Source organism: Lysinibacillus sp. FSL K6-0075 (assembly GCF_038592945.1).
Classification (GTDB): Bacteria; Bacillota; Bacilli; order Bacillales_A; family Planococcaceae; genus Lysinibacillus; species Lysinibacillus fusiformis_F.
The window spans coordinates 2,560,148-2,585,347 of record NZ_CP151947.1; the positions used below are offsets into that span (position 1 = coordinate 2,560,148).

At 32.2% G+C, this 25,200-nt stretch carries 22 protein-coding genes and 2 pseudogenes; 11 read left to right on the forward strand and 13 right to left on the reverse strand.

What is annotated here, in order from left to right; translation table 11 throughout:
* Positions 1–5 precede the first annotated feature (5 nt).
* The 5 genes from MHB65_RS12570 (at position 6) to MHB65_RS12590 (ending at position 3,674) form a co-directional block, all read left to right on the forward strand.
* Positions 6–767, forward strand: coding sequence for a glycosyltransferase (locus tag MHB65_RS12570; protein ID WP_342440543.1), 762 nt, complete (start codon positions 6–8; stop codon positions 765–767).
* A gap of 172 nt (positions 768–939) precedes the next feature.
* On the forward strand, positions 940–1,911 hold the full coding sequence (locus tag MHB65_RS12575) for a serine hydrolase (RefSeq protein WP_342443735.1): 972 nt from the start codon (positions 940–942) through the stop codon (positions 1,909–1,911).
* Positions 1,912–2,265: 354 nt separating this feature from the next.
* Positions 2,266–2,502 carry a hypothetical protein gene (locus tag MHB65_RS12580; protein WP_342440544.1) on the forward strand — a complete coding sequence of 79 codons (237 nt, stop codon included), beginning with the start codon at positions 2,266–2,268 and terminating at the stop codon, positions 2,500–2,502.
* Between the two features lie 391 nt (positions 2,503–2,893).
* Positions 2,894–3,166: a hypothetical protein gene (locus MHB65_RS12585; RefSeq protein WP_333720016.1), complete on the forward strand. Its 273-nt coding sequence runs from the start codon at positions 2,894–2,896 to the stop codon at positions 3,164–3,166.
* A gap of 19 nt (positions 3,167–3,185) precedes the next feature.
* On the forward strand, positions 3,186–3,674 hold the full coding sequence (locus tag MHB65_RS12590) for a hypothetical protein (RefSeq protein WP_333720017.1): 489 nt from the start codon (positions 3,186–3,188) through the stop codon (positions 3,672–3,674).
* Positions 3,675–4,417: 743 nt separating this feature from the next.
* Here the strand turns inward: MHB65_RS12590 and MHB65_RS12595 are convergent.
* Together MHB65_RS12595 and MHB65_RS12600 are read right to left on the reverse strand one after the other, a co-directional pair.
* Positions 4,418–4,875: pseudogene (locus MHB65_RS12595) on the reverse strand (NUDIX domain-containing protein).
* Positions 4,835–5,161: pseudogene (locus tag MHB65_RS12600) on the reverse strand (flavoprotein); the annotation flags it as partial. The pseudogenes MHB65_RS12595 and MHB65_RS12600, both read right to left, overlap by 41 nt.
* A gap of 320 nt (positions 5,162–5,481) precedes the next feature.
* On the opposite strand from MHB65_RS12600, the gene MHB65_RS12605 reads away from it, so the two are divergent.
* On the forward strand, positions 5,482–5,628 hold the full coding sequence (locus MHB65_RS12605) for a YrzI family small protein (RefSeq protein ID WP_342440545.1): 147 nt from the start codon (positions 5,482–5,484) through the stop codon (positions 5,626–5,628).
* 1,125 nt (positions 5,629–6,753) lie between these two features.
* On the opposite strand, the gene MHB65_RS12610 is transcribed toward MHB65_RS12605, so the two are convergent.
* From MHB65_RS12610 to MHB65_RS12630, 5 genes are all read right to left on the reverse strand, one after another.
* Positions 6,754–8,613, reverse strand: a complete 1,860-nt coding sequence (locus tag MHB65_RS12610; protein WP_342440546.1) for an alpha/beta fold hydrolase — start codon at positions 8,611–8,613, stop codon at positions 6,754–6,756.
* 57 nt (positions 8,614–8,670) lie between these two features.
* Positions 8,671–9,237 (reverse strand): TetR/AcrR family transcriptional regulator, encoded by a 567-nt coding sequence (locus tag MHB65_RS12615; RefSeq protein ID WP_155591249.1) that lies wholly within the window; start codon positions 9,235–9,237, stop codon positions 8,671–8,673.
* Between the two features lie 1,095 nt (positions 9,238–10,332).
* Complete coding sequence (locus tag MHB65_RS12620; protein WP_342440547.1) at positions 10,333–11,283, reverse strand: DUF2268 domain-containing putative Zn-dependent protease; 951 nt, start codon at positions 11,281–11,283, stop codon at positions 10,333–10,335.
* A gap of 221 nt (positions 11,284–11,504) precedes the next feature.
* Positions 11,505–12,218 carry a UDP-N-acetylmuramyl pentapeptide phosphotransferase gene (locus MHB65_RS12625; protein WP_342440548.1) on the reverse strand — a complete coding sequence of 238 codons (714 nt, stop codon included), beginning with the start codon at positions 12,216–12,218 and terminating at the stop codon, positions 11,505–11,507.
* A gap of 316 nt (positions 12,219–12,534) precedes the next feature.
* Positions 12,535–13,098 carry a hypothetical protein gene (locus MHB65_RS12630; protein ID WP_342440549.1) on the reverse strand — a complete coding sequence of 188 codons (564 nt, stop codon included), beginning with the start codon at positions 13,096–13,098 and terminating at the stop codon, positions 12,535–12,537.
* 856 nt (positions 13,099–13,954) lie between these two features.
* Here MHB65_RS12630 and MHB65_RS12635 point away from each other — a divergent pair.
* Positions 13,955–14,464 (forward strand): DinB family protein, encoded by a 510-nt coding sequence (locus MHB65_RS12635; protein WP_333719956.1) that lies wholly within the window; start codon positions 13,955–13,957, stop codon positions 14,462–14,464.
* 261 nt (positions 14,465–14,725) lie between these two features.
* Here MHB65_RS12635 and MHB65_RS12640 read toward each other — a convergent pair whose 3' ends face one another.
* Complete coding sequence (locus MHB65_RS12640) at positions 14,726–15,181, reverse strand: GNAT family N-acetyltransferase (RefSeq protein ID WP_342440550.1); 456 nt, start codon at positions 15,179–15,181, stop codon at positions 14,726–14,728.
* A gap of 447 nt (positions 15,182–15,628) precedes the next feature.
* Between MHB65_RS12640 and MHB65_RS12645 the strand changes: the two genes are divergently transcribed.
* Positions 15,629–16,057, forward strand: a complete 429-nt coding sequence (locus MHB65_RS12645) for a HEAT repeat domain-containing protein (RefSeq protein ID WP_342440551.1) — start codon at positions 15,629–15,631, stop codon at positions 16,055–16,057.
* Positions 16,058–16,349: 292 nt separating this feature from the next.
* Here the strand turns inward: MHB65_RS12645 and MHB65_RS12650 are convergent, their stop codons facing one another.
* The gene (locus tag MHB65_RS12650) at positions 16,350–17,366 is read right to left on the reverse strand and encodes an LCP family protein (RefSeq protein ID WP_342440552.1); all 1,017 of its coding nucleotides are present in this window, start codon (positions 17,364–17,366) and stop codon (positions 16,350–16,352) included.
* The gene (locus MHB65_RS12655) at positions 17,359–17,883 is read right to left on the reverse strand and encodes a sigma-70 family RNA polymerase sigma factor (protein ID WP_205443638.1); all 525 of its coding nucleotides are present in this window, start codon (positions 17,881–17,883) and stop codon (positions 17,359–17,361) included. Before MHB65_RS12655 ends, MHB65_RS12650 begins: the two co-directional genes overlap by 8 nt.
* 668 nt (positions 17,884–18,551) lie before the next feature.
* Between MHB65_RS12655 and MHB65_RS12660 the strand changes: the two genes are divergently transcribed.
* The gene (locus MHB65_RS12660; RefSeq protein ID WP_342440553.1) at positions 18,552–19,181 is read left to right on the forward strand and encodes a LysE family translocator; all 630 of its coding nucleotides are present in this window, start codon (positions 18,552–18,554) and stop codon (positions 19,179–19,181) included.
* Between the two features lie 409 nt (positions 19,182–19,590).
* Positions 19,591–19,866, forward strand: coding sequence for a YqhV family protein (locus MHB65_RS12665; protein WP_342440554.1), 276 nt, complete (start codon positions 19,591–19,593; stop codon positions 19,864–19,866).
* A 1,155-nt stretch (positions 19,867–21,021) separates the two neighbouring features.
* Here MHB65_RS12665 and MHB65_RS12670 read toward each other — a convergent pair.
* The 3 genes from MHB65_RS12670 to MHB65_RS12680 all read right to left on the reverse strand — a co-directional run bounded on the left by MHB65_RS12670 (position 21,022) and on the right by MHB65_RS12680 (position 23,929).
* Positions 21,022–22,278: a DUF445 domain-containing protein gene (locus MHB65_RS12670; protein ID WP_342440555.1), complete on the reverse strand. Its 1,257-nt coding sequence runs from the start codon at positions 22,276–22,278 to the stop codon at positions 21,022–21,024.
* A 516-nt stretch (positions 22,279–22,794) separates the two neighbouring features.
* Positions 22,795–23,454 carry a zf-HC2 domain-containing protein gene (locus tag MHB65_RS12675; RefSeq protein ID WP_342440556.1) on the reverse strand — a complete coding sequence of 220 codons (660 nt, stop codon included), beginning with the start codon at positions 23,452–23,454 and terminating at the stop codon, positions 22,795–22,797.
* Positions 23,441–23,929, reverse strand: coding sequence for an RNA polymerase sigma factor (locus MHB65_RS12680; RefSeq protein ID WP_342440557.1), 489 nt, complete (start codon positions 23,927–23,929; stop codon positions 23,441–23,443). Before MHB65_RS12680 ends, MHB65_RS12675 begins: the two co-directional genes overlap by 14 nt.
* A 426-nt stretch (positions 23,930–24,355) precedes the next feature.
* Here MHB65_RS12680 and MHB65_RS12685 point away from each other — a divergent pair, with 426 nt between their 5' ends.
* Entirely contained in the window at positions 24,356–25,138 is a 783-nt protein-coding gene (locus MHB65_RS12685) for a hypothetical protein (RefSeq protein ID WP_342440558.1), read from the forward strand.
* Positions 25,139–25,200 lie beyond the last annotated feature (62 nt).

The following is a 25,200-nucleotide window of genomic DNA, read 5'->3' on the forward strand; positions in this document are numbered from 1 at the left end:
GCTGTATGTACGAAATGGAGAACTCTTTAGAAGTGCAAAAGAAAGAGAATATAAAAATTTCAATTGTCATACCAGCCCATAATGAAGAAAAATACATTGGAAAATGCTTAGAATCTATTTTAAAAGCTTCCACATCATTTGAAAATCAAGTGGAAATTATTGTTGTCTTAAATCGATGTACAGACAAAACGGAGGAAATTGCAAAATCGTATAATTGTATCCTATTAAAGAATAGCGATAAAAATCTTTCTAAGATTAGGAACGCTGGCGTTGACATAGCAAGAGGGGAAATCATCGGTACAATCGATGCAGATACGCAGATGAATGAGCATGTGCTGTCAAAGGCAAAGGAAAACTTAATCACAGGAAAATATATTGGCGGTGGCGTTACAGGGAAGTTTGAAAGAATGTCCTTAGGAATTTTTGTTTCAGCTTTATTATTGATTGGGCCACTCTTCTTTAAATATGGCGCAATTTCTGTGGGAATCTTTTGGTGCTACAAAAAGGATTTTCAAGCGATTAAGGGATTTAATGAAAATATGCTGATGGCAGAAGATGCCGATTTCGCTAGACGATTAAAAGATTTTGGAAAAAAGAACGAAAAAAAATACGGAACGATTCAAAATGGAATGATCACTTCAAGCAGAAAATTTGATAAGCATGGCGACTGGGTTTTGCTTAAACATCCGAAAATGATCCTAGCTTATCTTAAAGGAACAGATCAGAAATATGCGGATGAAGCCTATTATGAAAATGAAGATAGATAAAAAGAAACCGTGACGTTAATCGAACAAGGATTAACGTTTTTTTGTTACGATGCAATCACACTAGCTAGATTAAAGAAAAGAATTGAATAATTTTTTATAATAAATTATTCTTTATTCATCAATATTGATCAATCATTTTAGCGAAAGGAATGGATTGATATAGTTGACGTCAATGTGTCAATCCCAAACAGTCAGAATGATGAATAGCTTTGAAGATTTAATAAAAAAAGAGTATTCCAATATAGCAGGCATTGCTATTAGAAAAGATGATCGCTTGATTTACGAAAAATATTTTGATGGGTACACCGAAGATGATGCTTTGCATATAGCATCTGTAACAAAAAGCATCATCTCAATTCTTATTGGTATGGCAATCGATAAAGGATATATGAAAAATATAGAACAGCATGTATTAGATTTTTTTCCGAATTACACAGTGAAGCGTGGCGAAAAAACCATTCAAAATATCACTATAGCCAATTTATTGTCAATGACTGCACCTTATAAGTATAAGTCGGAGCCATATACGAAAGTATATTCAAGTGATGACTGGGTAAAAGCTGCATTGGATTTGCTAGGAGGCAAGGGTGGTATTGGGGAGTTTACCTATTCAACCGTTGGCACACATATTTTATCAGGTGTTCTTACAAATGCCACTGGCCAATCTGTCCTTGATTTCGCTACAGAAAACTTGTTTAAACCTCTTGCAATCAAAGCTCCCACAAATACAACTATACAAAATAAAGAAGACTATTTCGCTTTTCTGAAGGATAAATCTGTCACTGGCTGGATCGTAGACCCTAAAGGAGTAAACACAGCTGGTTGGGGGCTTACTTTAACGCCCCGGGATATGGCCAAAATAGGTCAGCTCTATTTAAATGGGGGTGTATGGAACGGCCAACGCATCATTTCTTCCAAATGGATAGAGGACAGCACAACAGAAAAAAGTCGATGGGGAAAATTAGCCTATGGTTACTTGTGGTGGATAGTTGATGATTGCTATGCAGCATTGGGGGATGGCGGAAATGTAATCTTCATAAACCCTAAAAAGAAAATGGTCATTTCGCTCGCTTCACGCTTTATGCCACGTGCCAAGGATCGAATTGAATTGATTAGAAAACATATAATGGCATTGTTTGAATAACAGCTAAGGACTATAAAAGTTCCGATAAATAAACTCCATTTTGATTAATTATGATCAAAATGGAGTTTTTGTATTGTAAAGGAAACTTATTTTATTAAAGTAATTTTATCTGGATGGCTAACTCAATTGCTAATAAGGCTATTGGCGGTAGCTGTAAAAAGTCAATTAGTTTTAGACTTCATGAATGTATCATGATACAATGAAACCTTTATCGCTGAATGGCTATACTTATAATAATCCAGTGATAACTGTTGATCCAGATGGGGAGTTTATTAGTAACCTTGGAGCTAGAGCAAAACAAGCACTCAAAAACTATTAGCAAATTAGGAAATCTATAGAAATGAGGCAAGCTTTTTGATATTTTTTAGTACAGGCTTATTAATAGTAGGAATCATAATTGCCATAATAAAAAGAAGTTTATATCCATTCCTTGTAGTACTGATCTATGCAGGTGTTGCATTACTATTTGATTTATTCCAATTAATCCTCGGCTTTTTAGGTGATAATTGGATATACCATCTAGTTATTCCATTCATATTAACAATGATAGCATTATTTATTGCAAACAGATTAATTGAAAAAATAGATTGACTGTATGAATAAGTCAATTATTTTATAAAACAATGCTGCTTATTGTTGCAAGCAGGGTTTTGGGTAACCTTGCTTGTTGTTTTTATGTACGTGGACAAGAACCTACTGACAAAAAAATTCTTAGGTAGGTTTTAATGAATTTGTTAGGCGATTGGTGTTTAAATTTGAAGGCGAGAAAGTCCATATTTGAAGTAAGAAGAACAAGAAAGTAAGAAACAATATACGTTAATACTACAAACTAGGACGTTGCACAACATATAAAAATTAACTTATAAGTGTATCTAAAATCTTGACGTAGATCCATCCCAAAACTAATTGACCTTTTTACATATAACGATAATATCTGATCGTCATTGATCCAACAATTGTACGCATCCAAGGAAACTCAAAAATGGTGGATACAACAATTCGTAAAAAGTTTCCAACGCAAACTGGAGGAAATGACACAGAATTAGCTAAAAGAAGTACAGCAAATAACTATAATCATACATTATTCACTTCATTTTACAAAAATAAACAATTATTAAGGATTGATATGCAAGTTAAATATACTAAATGGAACGGATATAGTGGTTGGGTACACTATCATATTCCACCAAACATGAAAACACATTATGACTTATTTACAATACAATTTGGAAAAAATCAACCTAAATTTCCTTAGAAATAAATGGAGGCTGAAAATGGAATTAAATTATCATATATATTTGTTAGAGAGATTCTCCTCTGTAAATATTACTCGTATTCAAGAATTCATTGAAAAGTTTGTAGATATGAACTCTATTAAAGATGTGTCAAAACAAATGACAGAAGACGAAATTATTTACTTTATTCGTTTGGAAACAAATATGTTTGAAGATTTAGCATCTAGAGTTCAAAATCATTTTGAATATGAACTAGCTGAATATACTATGTTTCTCCATAACCACTATCATATAGAAAGATGGACAGATAGTATGGAAATTATTCATGCTGCAATAGCTTACCAAGTAAGTGATACTGTATGGGAATTTTATTATCAAGATGGAATTTTTGATGTGGAAGAAAAAATAGGTACTGTAGAAGATGAGGTTTGCTTTTTATATAAATTAGAATTGGATTCTTCACAGGAAAACAGAGAAGAAGCCTTAGAAAAATCATTCGATGATTGGATTAGTACATTCTTTAAATAATGAGGAGTAATTTACCAACAAGTAGGGTTTTTGTAGCCTTGCTTGTTGTTTTTTATTCACTTTGAGAATAGATATTATATTTAAACATAACTAATAATCCTTAGAGTAGATTGAAGCTAGAAATTAAATGATAAATACAATATTGCCTCATGTATATTTTTGGTGTCCAAAAGTATTTGTCTCAAGTGTCCAAAACTAATTGATCTTTTACATAAATTCATTTCGTCTCACTATTATTAGTATACTTTTCAATGAAACACAACTTCCTATAATTTATATTATGTAAACTAAAATTATTTGACGTGAGGGAGGGTTTGAATCCATCAATACCTGTACAAGTGTACTGTATTTGTATATGGACAAGAATCTACATACATTTTGGACAAGAATATTAAGATACGTTTTTACCCGATCTTCAGTTGACTGCTCACCTATATGAAACAGTCGCATTGTTTCCCGAACAAGCCTTGACTCGTTACGAACTGACTCCGACAAAGTAGCCTCGATTTTGCGTTTAATTGAGAAGCTAAATCTTCTGCTCTCAGTGTTTTGCTTCGCTGTAATTCAAGCGTGATTGCAAGCTGCCTCTCAGTTTTATTCATTTTTTTCCTCCACAATTTCAGCATTCTATAACGGTACTTGCCCAATAATCGAATAACAACAAGTACTATATTTGAGCAATATCTCTAAAAATGATCTGCCTATGCAACTCCGTGTTCTTCAAGCAAAGCACCCGTTTTAGCTTAAATATTTTCTTTCATATGTTTGGTGTTAATCAGATTTAATAACCTTTTGTTCAATTCCCATAACGCCGTTTTATTGCTATCCCATTTCAAAAGTGTTACTGCCTCTTCAAAACATAACCATTTATTGTTAAGGTGATCTTTGGATAATGATATATCTTTTGTAGGAACTTTAACACCAAAAGAAAATTCTTTTTATACATAAACGTCTTGTCCCCAAAGGAAATTCCCAACTACATCTTCTACTGGTAGTGAAGAAATAGAACCTAATTCAATATATGGAAAACCTCTTGTAATGCCAGCTTCTTCAAATGCTTCTCGTTGAGCAGATTCAATAGGAGTCTCACCCTCTTCTCCACCACCAGCTAATCCCTGCCAGATCCATAATCACTTCTCTTAAAAATTGCATAATCACCTGTGAATGTGAACACCGAGTGCGCCATGTGCTGCCAAAGCATCTTTTTCTTCGTCATCATAGGCTTCTTCTACAGACTTTTTACGCATAATCCACACTAGCTTTGTTGCATAATTCTCTACTTGTAATTCCGCAAGTGCTAACAAGGTATTAATAACCGAATGGCCACCACCAATAACTGCAATTTTCTTTCGTATTTATATCTGGGATACCATACTCAATGTGATTTGCTAATACTTTTTCATTTTGCAGCCATATCCCTGTAGAAATTGCTGGATTTGGATTCCCCCAGGTACCGTAGCATCCATAACGCTTCACACTTCAATAATTAGGAAAGCTTAGTAAAAGATGTTTACAAACAACTTAAAGTTAGATATACTTACAAAGTAAATAAAAAATTCTTAAGGAGGTCGAATGAAATGATCGTTATCGTTAAATTGATGTCATTGGTAGCTACAACTTCAGTAAAAATGAAAATCACACATTCGACCACATCGGAATGGATCGCTTAAGGTTTTTTTGTAAATAAGCATACCCATACCGCAGGGAGAAGTGTGCCCCTGCGGTATTTTTGTGCCTTTTTTTACCGTAGAGGAGTCTCTCTACGGTTTTTTCCATTTTTCATGGCAATTTAAGGAGGTGATAATAAATGATATTAAACTTTTTTGCGCTCACGATAACCATTACAAAACGTAAGATCTCTCTTGAGAAAGCACTTCATGATGAATATGTGAAAAAAATCTTTGAAGAGAACCGAAGAAAAATAGACGATTATATTCGTATTCGTCAATATTAATCTGTTAATTAAAAAACATGAAAGGTGGGAATTGAAATGTTTTATATGATCAAAAGACGTCATGCAGTTTTATGGCTGGAGAAAGACACAACCACCAGATGAAGTAATATAAAGCGACAATATAGCTATTTAATTTTATAATCTCAGTAAAGTTAACCCGTTCTAATCTAGGACGGGTTACTTCAGGAGGTATTTTACACTTTTTTAAGCAATATGTTATACATTACAACAGGATGTAGTTTAAGGAACTATTCCCAAAAATAAAATAATTATCTAAAAAATAGGCAAGTGCCTTAAATATGAAACAACATGTTTGAATACAAGATTGGTAAATAGGTTGTTCTTCACAACCACCGTTTTGAACCTAAGTTCTTTCCCGCACTGAATATTTTTTAGCACAATTATTAAATTAGGAACCCTTTCTCATATACTTCTTTACAGCACAATGAACATTCCAAACATAATCCTTGTTAAAACTCTTTATTACATCACATTTATAAGCTATAACTTTTTGCGACCTTACTAAACAATATTTTTTGATTAATCCTTCTAAGATTTTAAGCGCTCGCCTATTTAGAACGTGACCAATCACGTTTTTCGATGCAAAATGAGCTAATGTTTAAATTGTGAGCCACATCAGGTCTAAGACAATCTGAACTCGTATCATTAACCTGAGAACAAGTTGATTTGGAAATTTGAAAAAGAAAAAGATAGGCTCTCTGTGGAATTCCATCTTGAAGTAAATTTGCTATACAAATTTATTCCATCCCCTCAGTTCATTTAATTAGATTATACCAAAATAATCCAAACCCTTGTCGAACTATTCTCCCCCTTAGCCATCTAGGTCGAGTACAATCAACACTACACCACAGAAAATGAAAGATTATTACGTTCCTTAGTATATTTCTTCACAAGGTGATTACATGCCACGCGTGAAGAGCAAAACTTTGTTCAATTCGCATTTTACTACCTCAGGATACTGATATGTACGCTGTAATTGATTAGCTGTTAGACTCTTAAGCAAATATATCCAGCGTTCATGTAGCCAATCTTTTTTTCAAACAGTACGACTTTATTTCAAAGACACAACGATCTTACTACCCACTTTTTATTTATCCCACACGCTCATCTGCTAGTACTACTATTTTTTATTACCAAATTAGCCGTTTCACTTGGATGGTTAAGAGGAAAATGATGACCATATGGAATAAAATCAACCTTACCAAGATGCGAAGGAGCAGAATAGCCTCTGTCATAATCCCCCCAAATAATGTGAAGATTATACTTTGTTACTTCATTGAAATCACCTTGATCGTTTTTCAATAGTAAACTGTTAAGCTGAACCGTAGTATTTAAAATTCTAGGAGAAGTAAAACTTTTACTTATTTTTTCAATATAATGTTCAGGAATGTTCTCTGTACTTTCAAATAAACCATTACTTAATAAATAACGCTCTATCAAATTAGTAGTTGCTAATTTCAATGTCCATTTGTTCATAAATTGAGGAACATTTATCGATTTAGTATTTTTTTTAGCAACAGGTGGCTGAAGTAAAGTAATTGTATACTTCTTATCTATGTACTTTTGTACTAATGCTTCCAAAAGAATATACGCACCAAATGAATGGCCAATTAGATGGGCACCATTAGTAGCTTTCTCCAATAACTTTTTCAATACATTCAAATAGATATTTAAAAGATTTTTCTCTCGTTTAAAAGGAGAACGTCCCAAACCTGGAAGGTCCATGATCCATACAGGTCGACCCGTTTTTTCATGAAGCTCTTTCCCTAAAGGAAATAAATCCTCTCCATCACTTAATAAACCATGTAATAAAATAAACGGCTTACCCTCTCCTTGTGATTGGTAAATGGTCGTATTATTACATAATGTTCGTTTAAATAAATGACTGTGCTGGCCATTTTGATACATCATGCGATAATCCAGATCAGCTATTACGGCTGGTAAAAATTTCATTACATTTGTCTCCTTAAGCCAATCTTCTCCCATTATCTTTTTCGTTGAACCATTTGAAAATGTTCGATTTGTAATAAAGTTTAGCCCATCAGCAGGAATTTGGGTTATTTTGCTTATCCCACTATTCATAAGTGCTTTCATAAATGGCAATGGGATAGAAATTTTAGGTGCAGTCATATTCATACTTTCTGACATAGCATCTAGTAATTCTGAAATATTCTGATCATTTTGTTTATCTTCAACAAGTGTATATGTTTGTATAGTTGGTTGCTCCAATCTGAAAACCTGCACAATAAACTTTGCTAGTTCATCGTTTGCAATAAGTGGTAATCTATATTCCTTACCTCCAGGAATCACTGGCATGAGCCCTTTTCGCATACTCATCACAAGCAAGCCTAAGCCTCCTGTTTGCTCCGTACTCCCTGTTTTACTACTACCAACTACAGTTGGTGGATTAATTACTGAAAGCGGATAACCTACTGTTGATGCTTGCTGACGGATATAAAGATCTGCTAAAAACTTTGTTCTCTCATATGGATTTTTTATTTTCAAAAAATTGTTTCCTTCTTTAAACACATCTATCGCCATCTTGCTATTATTATCATCAAAGGGACTCATATAGCCTACAACATGAATAAATTGTTGCAATCCCTTCAATTGATGAATATTTTTAGCGAATTCACTAATATGTTGGGCACCATTCAAAAATACGGAAGCTGCCTCTTTACTTGTCGCTTGAATATCCATGGGACCACCTGCGTGAATAATCACATCCGTTTTCAATACCAACTCCTTATCTTCAGCACTTAGACCTAAGTCAAATTTCGTTAAATCACCTTCAATAAAGTGCATAACTGCCTCTTTTAAGATACCTCTTTCTTGAAAAATGCGTGTTGCTTTACTTTTCGATCTCACTAATAGAAGAATTGTAACATGCTCTTCTTTCGCTAATTCCTCCACTACTTGCTTTCCAATAAACCCTGTTCCACCGGTTAAAAATACTGTTCTCATATAAATCCTCCTTTTAGTACTATTCAGTACTAATTTGATGTAAAAAAAATGCTTCTTTTATCGAAGCAAGTTAAAAAAATGATCTGCTGTTTTCATGATTACAGTTGCATCCTTCAGTGTTTCTGAAATAAATAGCGCTCCTTCAAGATTTGTAATAAAAAGAGATGCAACCTCGTCAATATTAATTGTCTTTCTAAATTCACCATTCTCTACTCCTTGTTTGAGTAATAGAGAAACTTTCGTTTGTAATCCTATAAAGAAAAGACCTATTTTTTCTTTTACTTTTGTGGCATTTGTAGGGCTTTGAATATATAGCGTAATAAATGGACAGCTCCCCTTATATTCTCTCGTCTGAACTCCTTGTGATAATTGCTTTAAAAACAATTGGATACGATCTTCAACTAATAATTGGTTTTGAGATAGTAAGCCATCAATTGCAGATTGATACATTTCAATCCAATAATCAACGACCCCTTCCAACAATTCTTCCTTATTAGAGAAGTGATAATACACATTAGACTTTGAAACTTTGCTTACACGAACTAATTCATCCATACTTGTATAAGCAAACCCTTTTTCTAAAAATAATGTTGCAGCTACTTCAATCACACGTTTTTGATTCATTAATTTTACCTTTGTCATAATTAGTACTGTACAGTACTACAATAGGTGTTGCAAGTATTTTTGTTAGTTTAATAAAAAAATTGATCAAAAAAGCTATACTTTAAAATACTATCCGTATTTCGGTTTTACTTTGTCTTCTATTAGATTTTCCAAAATCATACTCACTTAGTATAATGGACTACTAGCTTTAGTAAGTTTGTAATAAAGAATTCAATAATTATTATTTAACAACAACAAATGCAAAACCTCCATATTTAGCTAGTCTTAATTAAACCAATTAATACCATACAAATTAAAGACGAAATCATTCCTAAAAGTACAAAAATGAACATAATAAAATTCACTCTTGAAAACATTTTATTTTTTTTATCAAACTCCTTACTACTATCCAATAGAAAGTATGAATATACTGGAAATGAAAATGCCAGTACTATCCAATATTTCAATTCCCCAGTATTGCTAATTCTCTCTATTATTCCAGCCATAATCGGAAACAATATCATAAATAAAAAACCCTGTGTATATTTTTTAATATATCGCTTCATTTTTATCCTTCCTAAAAATAAATATTTATCCCTTCGTTCAGGAACTTTTCCCATAGAATATTTAACCTATTAAATCTTAGCAATATATTGTCTTATTTCATATATGTAATTGTTTCCTTATTCAACTAAACTCGCACTATAAACATTACTTGCAGCTGTAAAAGAAAGAGCTGCTGTGACAGGATAAGATGCATGATTAGAAGAAATATGACAACCATATTTTAGTATTAATTCACCTATTACTTTGAAATTTCTTATTGAACTAACCTGCCTCGTTAGCTTAAGTACACTGTTTCACAAACTCACATCAAGATTAACTTAAAATCCTATTTTTAATTTAGAAGTGTTATTCAGTTAAATGGACCTTTTCATGAAGAAAGACGCTTTCCTTATTTCAGAAAAGCACCCGTTTGTTGAAGATCGTTATTGAACTAAAGCACCTAGTTAGTTCAATAAGAAAAAAAGAGCTGCATACGCAACTCAATGATTTTTAACTAATCATTAACATATATTTACCCCTAGCATATATGTCGATTCATTCATAGATTTGTTATTTATAGTTTTCAAGATAGTTTCCTTTTTCAAAAATTTCTTTTGCACTTAGGGCAGTCCATTCCTCTGGGGTTACATTTTTGTGCAAATCAAGATAGGATTTTACCATTTTATAGCCCTCACTGTAACCATAACGATTAGGAAGGCCATTACCTCCCAGTATAATTTCGTAAGCCCGATTAAGATCATGCTTTTCGAGATCTACTACAATTTTTGACCAATAATATTTGTTGTATGTTGAATAAATTGGAACATAATAAATATCAGGATAAGCTAACTTTTCAAACATAAACGCCTTTCCTTCAAATATTAGGCTATCCAAAACGGTAAAAGACGGAGCATTACGTAAGTACTTCTCTGTCCAAATACTATGATGATATTCGTGAGCCATGCTAGACCTTAAAACATCTTCGTTATAATATTTGTTGTAAAGTACTATTATTTTTCCTGCCCCCACAGTAGTCATTAGTGTATTTGTATTTGTGGCAGGAAAAACACATACAGTTGTTTCATTTCCAGATGGAAGAAGATCAGAAGATTTTAAAAGGGCTTCTTTAATAATTTTTTCAGTTTCTTCCCTATCAATTTTTTCACTTAATAGTTGATTTTCTGTTAAAAGGTCGGGAGCTACATTTAGAACTTCATCTGCCATATTAGGATATTCACCATTCTCGAAACAAGCACTATATACTGGTTTAATTACCTCTTCATTATAAATTTCCACTTGTGATTGTTTTGGATTAATTTCAACTTTATCTGCATAGTTTTGATAAAGTTTATAGGCATTGACTATTTTAAATTTTTGACCTGTTTGTGGGTGTTCGAATGATAAAACGATACTTTCAATATCTTGCTTTGCTTTCGATTCTTCAGCTTGTGTGCAGGAAGTAAGTGTTAGCAACGTAATTATTAGAAGAAATATGACAACTGTTTTTTGATAATTTTTCAAATAAAATCCCCCTATGTAAAAAATCGGACTATTCAGCTAATTATTTTACCATATTTTAGTATCAATTCACCTATTTCTTTGAAATTTCTTACTGAACTAACCTGCCTCGTCACCTACATTGTTTCACAAGCTCACATCAAAATTAATATAAAATCCTCATGAAGAAAGACGCTTTCCTTATCACAGGAAAGCGCCCGATTGTTGAACAAAAAGTTTAGTTTCTAAATAAAGCGATATTTCCGTGAAAATTGCGTGATAACCAAAATACTTGTTAACCCAACAACGAGATACCATATTATATTAAAAGGAACTATGTACATAAATACACCAAATAAAATAGCTGTTAAAAAGCTAACTGTAATTGATTGTACATTCGTAATTTTATCTTGAATTAAATAATATAAAGTGAATGGTAGTGCTAAAGTAAATAACGGAATATAAATTGTTACAATAGATGATTTAATGAGGGATATTGAAAGCACGGCTATTATGAAACCTATTGACGTAGTAAGCGTTCTTCCCATAAATGCTTTACCAGTAAAATAGCCGTATAGCAGAATAAACATAAGCGTTAAACTGGAACAAATCCCCGTTATTAAAACAAATGGATGACCTATGACGAAAGCTGCTATTGAGATAAAAACTAAAGAAACGAATGGCAACAGCAATATTGAAGGATTTTGCACTTTTTCTATATTCATTACATTTGTAAAACTTACAAGAAGTAATAAAGTAAATGGAACCGTCAAATATCCTAATTCAAAGTTATTACCTAGACTAATATGATTAACCTCGAGGTTTCCGACCATTATGATTACAAGTGACGCACTGATTTGACCAAGCACCCCCCAAATGCTTGATAATTTAAAAGCTTGACTAAGCTTATCCGTAATTACAATTGAAACGATACCAATAAATAAAGCTAAATATAACAAATGCTCCCCTCCCAAAGTAATTCTTTAGAAATAATCAAAGTTAAATATTCCAATTCTAAATTATACAGTATATGTAAAAATAAATAAATACTAACTAAACCGCCCTGTTAGCTTAAGTACATTGTTTTACAAACTCACATCAAAATTAACATAAAATCCTATTTTTAATTTAAAAGTGTTATTCAATTAAATGGCCCTTTCATGAAGAAAGACGCTTTCCTTATCACAGAAAAGCGCCCGATTGTTGAACAAGATTTACATTACATTGTTAATTTTATCCTACCAATCACCAAACATATTCCTTGCAAAACTACTGTTAACCTTTTAGTTTATGCCATTTTAGATCGCTTTTAATATTACCCTCATTCCAACCATAATAATAAAGAGCATTTCCTTCTTTATCATAAGCTATTGCGTTGAGTTGATCAATTTGTTTACTAAAGGGCAGGAGAAAATGAATTGTTTCTCCCTTTGTGATGTTTTTTATTTCATCTTTATTTCCTGTTTGGATTCCAATAGAGGTTACTTTTTCATCATTAGATAAGACAACAAATAAGGTTGCTCCTTTATCTTCATATCTAATACTAAATCCGCCAATCGTTTGTAATAAATCATTACTATAAGGAATAGATGTAGATGCACTACTACGATAAATAAAATTTTTTTGATTAACATCGACAGTAATATATTCTTTTTTAGCATCACTTTTAAATAAATAGAAACTACTCGAATCCATTTCATATTTATCAACCAATTCATAGTCATTTGTTACAAAAGGATTAGCCTTCCCAGGAGATAAAGGGGTTAAACGATATCCGCTAAAAATAAAAATAACTACACCTATTAATAACAAAGCAAAAACTATTCCGCCTTTCTTCAAAGCGCAACCTCCTATTTCATTTTTCTTATTGAGTTTTTAACTAAATCCTCATTCATATTATTTGTATTGTTTCACGTTCTACATCTTATTTTAGCATTAATATCCAATTTAATTAAGAATTGTTATTCCACAATATGGCCCTTTAACGGAGAAAGACCCTTTCCTTATTCAAGGAAAGCGCCCGATTGTGGAAAATGGCATAAAAAAACTCTCTTTGATGGAGAGTTGGAAAATATCACTATCAGTTCAAGTGAACAAAGAAATCAATATAGGGCTTATCATTAATAGAAATGCGACCTCAATTAGTATAATCATGCTAGATTCAAAAGTTGATAGTTTTCGTTGTTTCTTGATTTTTGTTAATTGCCTAAGATAAATAGAAGAAATAAAAACTAGTATTACAGTTCCTAAAGTTTGTAAAACCTCTACGAAGATGTCCAAACAAACCAACTCCTTCATAAATAATTGTGGGGTAACCTAATTGTTACTCCCCTTTCTCATCCAAAGTTAATTCTAGTAATTGTGATTTCGTTTTCTTATTTTTGCACTTGATATCCTTTCCTCTTTAACCACTCTTGTCGTTCCTCTTCTTATCTTTTTAAAATCGGTTTATAGACCCTTTAGAAAGTAGATTTATTCAAAGTACTCCCTAAATAATAACATAAATATCTAATTTTCATTGAGTGTTATTCCAGAAAATGGCCCTATTAATGAAAAAGGCACAATTCCTTTTCAAGAATTGCGCCCGATTATTTCATATGTCTTCGAAATAGCGGTAATGAAAATAAATAAATTTTATATAAAGGAAATATCCTCTTGAAAGTAGAATTTAACTATTCGGCTGAGGAGTATTCATGTGCGTCCACGACCATTATTTATTGAAAATCCAGAGCATGATAGGTATGTTAGTCTTGTGCCAGATGGAGATATTGAAGAAATACTTATTAAGCAACGGGCTAAGACCCTTACCCTCTTAGGCAGCGTATCAGAGGAGTTAGCAAGTAAGACGTACGCACCAGGGAAATGGACTTTAAAAGAAGTGATTGGGCATATGACCGACTCGGAACGTGTGATGTCATATCGAATGCTTGCCATTGCACGAAATGAAATTGCACCACTCCCAGCCATGGATCAGGATCAATACGTTTCTGCGGCAAACTTCAACAAATTATCTTGGGAACAGTTACTAGCTGGTTTAGACACCGTACGCTCCAACACGTTAAGCCTGATTTCAACTATTGATGAAGCTGCTTGGGTTCGTAATGGAACTGTAATGAACAGCCCAGTTTCAGTAGGTACCATTGTATATGGCATTGTCGGACACGAGTTACACCATATGAAAGTGATTAGCGATAAATACTTATAAATCTCTTTCTATTAATGAAAAAACCTAATTTTTCATTTAATACTGAGAAATTAGGATTTTTAATAGTGAACCTTACTTAGCATTATAAATCCGCATTTTCCTGACGTTATCCTTATTTATAAATTATCATTTCTTATTCAATTATATGTCCCTATAATGATCGAGCGCTGATCCTTATTACAGAACCGCGCCCGATTGTTGAGTAGTCTATTTACTAAATTTGAAAGGGAGAACCCAAAACGGCTCTCCCTTATTTTTATTTTACTTGTTTATATATTTGATAACAGCCATTTCCTTTCCAAATCGGTCACCATAATCAATAAATCCTAAACTGGCATCTAAGTGATGTGCTTCCTGATTTTCCGGATGATAACCAACAACAATTCTTTCTGCATCTGGCAACTTACTCATCTCTGAAATCATTAACTTTGTCGCAGCTTTCCCTATACCTTTACCTTGAAACTTCTCATCAATCATTATCCTAAATACCCAATATCCATCAAGTTCCTCTTTTTCAGTGTTAAACATAAGGAAACCCACTACTTTATCTTCATAGTAAATTGCAAAAGGTTTTAATGAAGGTTCAAACTTTGATTGGGCAATTGATCTGGCGTTTGACTCCAAATACTCCGTTTGTTTCGCGGATAATTTCAATTCACAGCATTCATACCAGTTCTCTTCGTTCAATTCTACGATTTTCACATTACTTGTAAGCATATATTTTCCCCTTTCAAATTTCGGGGAAACGCTAAGTAAACTTTGTTAGTTAGGCGTTATCCCCTTTAAGTTCTTCAGTAAAAAAGTTTTTTTGTTTGTCATAATGAACGCCTCCCTTAATAAAATAATGTCTAAAAAACAATATTGCGGAAATATTTAGACAATGTAATTATACCATATTCTTTTCCACAATATGGCCCTTTCATGAAGAAGGACGCTTTCCTTATTCCAGAAAAGCGTCCGATTGGGAGTTAGTTTAAGAAGAAAGGCAAATCTAATAAAGAATAGTACATAATTATGATACGTTTCACCTTAATGTAGTTAATTTCCATTTTCTATATATATCCTTACCATCGATTCTTCGCTATTTTCACCAAAACAACGTATAATAAGAGAAACAGAAGAAGAATTCATTTTTCCTCTAGTTAAAAAAAGAGGTGCAATTACTTGAAACAATTTGAAACAGCATTACCTGAGCAGTATGAAACATTAAAAAAACAGGCCAATTATACGTCTAGCTGGCGAGAGCGTTTAGACGCAGTCGAAAAGTTATCAGCTTATCAACATGACAAAATCATAGATTTATTAAAAAATCGTATGCAGCATGATACTGTCAACAAGGTGCAATTAGCAGCCTATGAAGCACTTGCGGCGTTTGGCGAGGACGTAGAGAAGCCATCACCTGCACGTTTTGATATTATCAAAGGAACAGACAAAATTTTCTTGCGAGTTAAAAAGAGCTTGCCGAAGGACCATACAGTGGCAGACTTTGCGGATAAACTAAAACGTATGCGTTTAGATGTCTTTGATGCGTATGAAGGCGACAAAGGTGAACAATTTATGAACTGGTTAGAGGAACGTTGGGCAAAACTATAATCAGCAGTTTTGCGATTTATGAAGGAAAGTCATTCTCTCCGTTTGTGGAGGGAATGACTTTTTCTTATCTTACGCTACGGTTCATCGAAACGAATATTAAATTGTCTTACTTCTTTTCTTTGATCATCTATCTTTATTGTTTAATGATAAACTCATATACCTTGCATAAAAATTTGTATAGATAATGTTCATACATAAAGCCACAAAACACTGATTTAACAGCGCTCATGGCTTTTTTAAGTGTTTCCAAAATTTGATTTGGGAACGTTATTTTGTATGTGTTATATTATACTTAGTTAAAGGTCGTTAAATTATCTGATATAGTATTTAAAAAATCTTTTTCAAATTTATAATAAAATTTACCCTCAGTCTCACTTAATGTTATTGAATCCGTTTGCATTCCGTTGCTTAAAGAAACCAATTTTATTGAATGAATTTCTGGCTGATTTTCTAACAATGAATCAAGTGATGTATTCGTTTCCATTTGAGTAAACATTTCTTTTAATTGTACTGGTGGCATTTCAGCTTCCATTTTATTAATTATAGCTTGCAATAGATTTACGAGATTTTCTTCATTTAGGTTTACACCTTCTGTGGCTGCCATCAATAATGCGATAACTTCTTCACCGCTAAAACTCTGTAATCCTTTTTCAAATTCAAATGCTACTTGTGTGATTGCTCTCACTCGAATATCTTCTGGCAAATCGTATTCTAATCCATTTACAGAATCAATGAGCGTTGAAATAGTTTCCACATCAATTACTGAATAATAATCAATTGGTAATGCTAATAATTTTGAAACAGTCGTTTTTACATTATCAGCGCCCCCATATTTATATGCAAACAATAATTTATCGTACAAAGGTGTCCCATCATTATTAGTCGATACTGGTGCATATGTCTCAGCAGGGAATGATACAACTTTCATCATCTTTTTATCTTTATTATAAGTAAGTAATAGATTTAGATAAATTCTATTATCCATCTCCTTTGATTTCACCGTAATTAATGTAGTTGAAACCTTCTCTTCTTCAACCACTTGGTTACTTGCAGTACGTATGTTAGATTCTTTAGTCGGATTTCCAGGGAGTAATGATGGCAAAAATAAAAATAAACATAGACCTATTATTAATACAGAAACTGTTACTGGTGCGAATTTTTGTAGGAAAATAGGTGACTTTTTTTCCATATGAGAATCCCTGTCTATTTTCTTGATTTGTTCAAATACTTTTTGACGATCTTCTTTCGTAAATTGTAGTTCTTGATTCAACTTATTAGAAAAGTAAGTTTTTGAACGTTTCTCATTCATTAACTTCTGCCTCCTTTATCATCGACTCTAATCGTTGTTTTGCTCTTCTTAATCGCGTTTTCACTGTATTTACCGAAACATCTAAAACATTGGCAATTTCATCAGTCGTCAATGAATCGTAGTAGTATAGATAAACCACTTCCCGATATACTTTTGGAAGAGAAAAAATCGTATCTTTAATTTCTTCATTATTGTATTTATCAAGTACTGTTTTTTCTGTTGAAGGTAATATTGACTTCGCCGTTTCATTAATAAAACTTTTTACGTGTACCATTTTGTAATTCCAACTTTTCAAATAGTCCTTACATTCGTTAATGGTAATACGATAAAGCCATGTTTTAATTTGTGCGTCAAAGCGAAATGAATCAAGGCTTTTGTAACATTTGATAAACGTATTTTGAACCATGTCCTTCGCAATCTCTGCATCTTTCACATATGAAAACGCCAATCGTACCAACTCATTACCATAATCAATCATCAATTTTTCTAGTATGAAATCATTTTCTTCTCTATCCAATCTACTTCCCTCCTTCTCAACCTCCCAAATTCTTCTATTAGACGATTATCAATTCAAGAAAGGTTCAATTTTTAAAAATAACTCCGAAATATCCGTTACCGACTTGTAACAATTGCGATTGTAAGCGCTGAGAATAGGCGGGCGTTGGATTTGTTAATTATTTGATCAATCTTTCCATAAATTCTATTGATTGCTCCTTTTATAAATCATCAATGTCTGAATTATAGACGCGATTTCTTTCAAAGTGAATGACTCCTGTCTAACCATTTATTCATCTCTCTTACTATTTCATAAGAATAGAGTAGCATTGTAATAATGTTGGATTTAATTAATGATATCAGAGCAAATCTAAAGAGCATGTTTTGAAAAAGATTGTTCAAAACATGCTCTTATTTAATGTGGCAGATTAAATTCTTTATAAAAAAGTCTGATTATTATTAAAAAACCCTTGTTGTGCTATAGCACTTGTTAATTAAAATATGATTCTTCACAAATTCTTCGTTATTCGTAAGAAGTAACAGATTACCTTTTTTATAAATTAATTCAAAGTGTTCAGTAAAACACTAACCTAATATATTTTTTTGCTATTCCATCTAAAAAGGCTTTCATTTTTCTTTCAATTACTTTAGTATCGATAAGGGCACCTCAAAAAAGATAGAGGTGCTAATATGTACGGTATTATTAATTATGAAATGTTTTTATTAACAGGGATATTATTAAATCTAATCCCAGGTGCTGATACCATGTATATTGTTGGTAGAAGTATTTCACAAGGTAAAAGAGCTGGTGTTTATTCTGTATTCGGTATTATTACTGGCTCCTTGGTTCATACGTTATTTGTTGCTTTTGGCTTATCGCTTATTCTAACAAAATCGATTGTATTATTTAATACCATAAAGATTATTGGTGTTATTTATCTCGTTTATCTAGGAATTAAAATGATACTTGATAAATCAAACATAGGTTCTGAAACGTCATCAAGTAAATTAAACTTAAAAAAAATTTATATACAAGGTCTTTTAACAAGTCTAACGAATCCCAAAGTCTCGTTATTTTTTATTGCTTTTCTTCCGCAGTTTATAGATGTAAAAGCATCAGGTCCTGCTCCTTTTTTAATTTTAGGGCTTACATTTACAGCAACTGGACTCCTATGGTGTTTATTTGTTGCTTATTTCTCCTCGTACGTTACTAAAAAACTAAGAGGAAACCAAAAATTAGGTATGATTCTGAATAAAATAACAGGAATGATATTTATTTGTATGGGGTTAAAGCTACTTCAAACAAAAGCTCCACATTAAACTTGTAAAATAAAGCAATGCCCCCCTAATGAACAGTCCTTTCAAATTTGAAGGGACTGTTTCTTAATTAATATCCGTTCGTTTACTGCCGACTTTATTTCTGACATTCATTCAATATAGTGATGAAATTTATAGTTTCCCTTTAGCATATATGTTTAAGTACCATTGAAAGTACTATCTTTCCCATACTATTTCCTTTTAAAAACAGAAAATGGATATATAAACTGATTCTATTAATCAATTCTTTGAACTTTTAACTAGAAAATCACTTCTTAATATAAAGCATTATCTAACAAGAATATTAGATACGAATCATACATATATTGATTTTAGTATTTCATTAAAACAGAACTATTATTATCCTAATGATGAAATTATAATATAAGCAAAAATTTTCTATAAAGATAGGATGATGAAAATTATTGAAAAATCAGTTCTTGCTATGGTTATATTACGTGTATTGTCTGGAAGTATTGAAGTAAGTGCTGGATTGTTGATGCTAAAGTTGAATAATTTAGAAAAAGCATTCTATATTAATACAATGCTTGCATTGGTTGGTCCAACAGTTTTAATCGTAACAACAGCAATTGCCTTATTTGGACTAGCTGATAAAATTCCTGTGACGAGAATCGTTTGCTTATTTACCGGTATAACACTTATTATTATTAGCTCACATATTAAGTAATATGGACATTCCATTTATTAGCCATCATTTTTCGTCATTTTTTAAACAATATTTTATTGTAGCGTGTCATAACGCTGCATTTTTTTATGTATAAGTACCTCTACATGCACAAATTTATTTTGAGTGTATTGCACGCACTTATTCGGTTGTGGCATTGGTTGACCGTTACATCCTCTCTCATTCAGTGTCACTAACTCAATAACCCTTTTAGCTTTACATAACTCTTCTAGCCCTTCTATTCTTGCTGCATCTGCTGACTTAGATTAGATTTTTGTTTTGACAATTGTTACACTGATTCGTCTTAAGAAGAATATAGATTAAACGATAAATTATGGGAAGCATTCGATGACTAGATTAGAAAATTGTGACCAAAGTATTTATATTATGTAACCCAAAATAATTTTAGGCTTGAATATGTCAGTTCCCTTGTATGAGGATCATCAGCATAATTTGATGGTCTTTTTATTCTTAGTTAGCCTTTTTCAACATTCTTAATTGAAAATAAAGTAAAACAAAAATGACAAATATGTTTATTATTATTAGGAAAATATTATTGCTAAATAACAAAATTGGTACTGATGCTATATTTAAAATTGGTTCTATATTGGGTACATCAATACCCATCATACCTAATATTACAGCACCTAAAATAATACCAGCACAGCATATTACTAATATAAATAACCATCTTACTATTTGTAATAGTATAATAAACGCTCTCATATAAACCTCTTTCTAACTACTTATGAAAACAATTTTAAGTTACTTTCCAAACTATTAATACAAGTAAAAAAAGCCAATTAAATTGTTTAACTAAACAGCCCTATTAGTTTAACAAAGTGAAATTTTCCCACCACATTATGTATTCGCTAAAGGAATATTAGCCTTTTGTTTTAAAGGAGTGATTTTATGTTTTTAAGTGGTAAAATTCCTAAATTCAATTTTGGCGAGGTTATTGAATTTTTAGTAATAGCACAAAAGAGCAAGGTCAAAAATTTACATTGATACTGAAAAATAAATAAAACGGCAGTGCTTCTGCCGCTTTATACTTAGAGTAAACCTAATAATGCACAATCTGGAACTAATTCAAAACTCTGCTTCATTTGTGTACGGTTCACCTTTTCTGAATCTAAATGAGACCCTTACTCATTAATCCTATAAAACCGATTTCAAGATCGTTAAGAGAATTCCTATCGTAAACCCGCATATAGCTCCATTCACTCGTATCCATTGTAGATCCTTACCAACGCTATTTTCCATCATATTGATAAGCGTTTCGTTATCCAATTTATCTAGATTTTCTTTAACGAGAACTCCTATTTTTGAATGGTTCATATCAAGGTAGTATAAAATTTGCTTTTGAATCCAATTTTCAATACTTTCCATTTTTTCAGGTGTTTTTACTATGTTATTTACATAGTTTTGAATAAATGAAATCACATGCTTGTCAATAAATTCGTCATCTTCGGCTAGAAGCATCAACTTTTTCTGTAGTTGTTTTAAAATCTCAGTAATTTGATCTACTGGGCTCCAATTGTTTACGAATGTTTTCTTCCAATTATTTATCTCAGCCATCAATTCTTCCTTATCCTGCATGCCTACTACCTCTTCTCGAATTCGAGAAAGAATCAAATGCCTATATGGGTCATCTTCTCTTTGTAAAAGAATGATTCTTTTAAGCAAATATGGTTGAAGCATATTCCCTAGCTTTTCCTCCGTTATTAGATTACGAAAAGAACTAATTGCCATCTTTAAAAAGCCATCTGCTTCGGTATTATCAAGTAATTGTTTGGCCATTATTCCTATTTTTCGCTTTGTCTCTTCTTTTGACATCCACTTTTCCATTTCAGTCAAGATATAGTTCAAAGCTTTTTCATCTAATTTTTTATTGAGTGCTTGCGTAATTATAGTTTCAAGAATTTTTTCTACTTTTAAAGTATGAAGATACTCCTTTAACTCCTTTTCAATAAACGGAGCCATTTTTTCTATATTGACAAAACTGATGAACTCATTAAGAATCAAACTAATTCTTCTTTTCAAAGTTACTGATGACAATTCATTCTCAGCAATTTGTATTAGTTTATCTGTAAAATTAATTTGATTGATTTTCTCTTTAATACTTTCTTTAGTCAGCCAATCTTTTTCAAGCATGGTGATAAGAGCTGTAATCATTCGATCTCGGTTTTTTGGCAGCAATGCGGTATGAGGGATGGGAATACCCATTGGATGGCGAAAAAGAGCTGTTACAGCAAACCAATCTGCCAATCCTCCAACAAGTCCTGCCTCAAATCCACCTTGCAATAATCGTCCCATAAAGGTTTCTTGAAAAGGAATCGTTATGAGAAAGCCTGCACCCATAACGCCTAAAGATATTTTCGCTAAATAATTTGATTTATTTCCTTTTTTTATCACTGTAATCAACCTCTTAAATTTTTTTATACATATTCCTTATCGGACTAACTTGCTTCGTTAGTAAAATACAACATATTCTGTATTGAATGCATCAAAATGGAACATCCATCAATCCGAATTTTAGATGCCAAATTCGTGTTTAATCAAGTAGAACCGATTTATTCCATCTCATCCATTATAACAGCAACATCAATTTACTCTTGGTCGTCTGCTGGTGTTAAGTCATCTTGACCATCATCTTCATTAAGAAAGCTAACCAATCCTTTAAGCCCACTATCTGATTATAATATACCACGGTTTTAATATTCCCAAATAAGCCGACTTTTTCCTTCATTTGAAAAAGAAAAAGATAGGATCTCTATGGAATCCTATCTTGAAGTAAAGCACTATTTTCTTTCATAAACATGAAAATAGTAGTTATAAGGGTTTTTGTCATTCATTATCCCTTTTTCAACAGAAACTTCTTTCCAATTATTGAAATGAACTTCTAGGAAAACTAAATTCTCATAATTTGTTTTATTTTTCCCAGATCAATACAGCACGTTCTAAAATTGAATCCCAAGAATCCTTTCCAGCAACGATTTTTTCTACATCATAGTCCACATAATACACAGCATCAATTTTTTCACTTTCATCAAACTTCCAGATATAATCCTGTTCATTGAGATTCTTCTCGTTATTAGTTAGGCTTCTTGAAGGAGAATCAGCAATTGTTTCTGTATAAAAGATAAAACTCACATTCTTTTTCTCACCGTCAATTTCAAATGGACTAGGATAGGTCCCGTGAAAAGTAGCATAACTTTTACCGTAATAATGAGAAACCAATTGATTATCATTTTGCATTTCAATTTTAAATAGTTCTTTCGAATAAGGAATAACCCTTTCATAATAAAAAATAAGTAAATACGCTCCTAATAAAATGATAGCTGTAGCAAAAATGGAGGCAAATGAAATGATAACTTTTTTCTTACGCCATTTTTTATTAATCTTTTGAATAATAGGGGCTTTATTTTCTGCTGGAATATACAGGTTACGTTTCATTGTTTCATATTCCTTTTGGCATTTTTCACAATGCTGTAAATGCTGGTCTACCATTTCTTTTGTATCTTGACTAACTACTCCATCAATATAAAGAGGTAAAATATCTTGAATAATTGTGCATTTAATCTCTTTCATAATTCTTCTCCTCCATATACTCAGTAATTTGTTTCCTTGCTCTGTAATAGGTCACCCTTGCCCAGCCTGCACTTTTTCCAAAAAGAAGCCCTATTTTCTCAAACGGTAATTCTCCAAAAGTCCGTAGTGAAAAGACCTCCTTATATGGCTCTTTCATCGAGTGTAGAAACTGGTGAACTGCGAAGGCATCTTCTTCATTCATCAAATGATTTACAATTTGCACTCCTGATTCTTCTGCTACATCCAAATCTATTTGTCGTTTATTTTTTTTGTAGTGAGAGAAATATGTATTTTTTGCAATTGTAAAAAGCCACGCTCTAATATCTTTAGAACCATCGAATTTTTCAATTGCCCTTAACGCCTTAAAAAATGCTTCTTGCGTAATTTCCTCGGCTATCCCCTCATCGTGACTTAATGATTTGATAAACAAATAAATTTCTTTAAAATATGCTTGATAGATTTCCTCAAAGTCCACCTCTTTTCACCCCTTTCACTTATATAACTCCTAGAATTTAATTTCGTTACAAAAATATTGAAATATTTTACACGATGAGCATTATATTTTTTGATTTTGCAATTGCCTTTGAATTTATCGATGCTTTTTAAAGCCTTAAACTGCTATCTTTTCAAACAAGTGAACATCTCGGAAGTATTGATTGTATATACGCTCAAACTCAGTCACATTTCTACCTCCTTTCCTAATTAAGACTAAGTAAAGTAAGTTTCGTTACAAAAATTATGAAAATTGGCAGACATATAAAAGGTCTGCCTTTAGGTCGTATCGTCCTAATTGAAGTAAACTGCACCGTAAGTTCTATAATTTAAGCACTTGTTACTTGAATAACTTATCTCACGCATAACTCCCTAGTAAAAGCAGAAAATATGGTGAGGTGATGACTATATGTTCAAAACAAAGATTGGCTATATGATTTGTTTTTCGATTATTTTAAGCTTACTTGATTACAGTAAGTCCATAAGTGCAAAATCTTTGGAGTTACCCTTCTATCAGTCGCACAGCGATAAAAGTGAACACAAACAAACTCAGGAATTGGAACAGCGTTTAGATAGCCTCGAACCACCTGAACCTACCACTATTCTTGATTCACCATTTCCATTTGAAAAAGAAACAGAAATGAGTTTTCCTACCGATATCATCCCCATTTCAGAAGTGTTAAAAGAAGGAGTAAAAATTCCTTTCAAAGTAATAAAAAGCGAACCAAGCTATATTAGACCGATATATGAAGAACACTGGCATAGCACATATTGGGGTGGGAGATGGAGCTATATTCCTTCTCGAATACATTATTCTCTTCACCGTATATTCCCTTTTTATGCCATTGGAATTTCAGCTGAATTAAATTTCCAACAGAATGTGGGTATTACTTTTTCTACTACTGCAAATGAAACAGATTTAGACCTCTATATAGTTGTGTTTCAAACTACTATCACAGATGTTTATACAAAAGGAAATCAAGTTGTTGTGGTTGGAACACCTAAACGAACAGGAGTAGAGGTAATTTCCATTAAGACTGCAGATATACATCCAAGTAATAAAGAGAAACTTTTATTAGTTCAGTTAGCAACAAATGGCGCTGAACTTGATTATTCTTTCATTAATTATCAACCACCCGATTTTTGGTTAAAACAAGATCAAAAATTAAATGAACGTGAAAAATCTCAATAAGAGTGAATTTTAGCCTTATCATGTAAGTTGATAAGGCTAAAATTTTATATTTCATTCTTCTT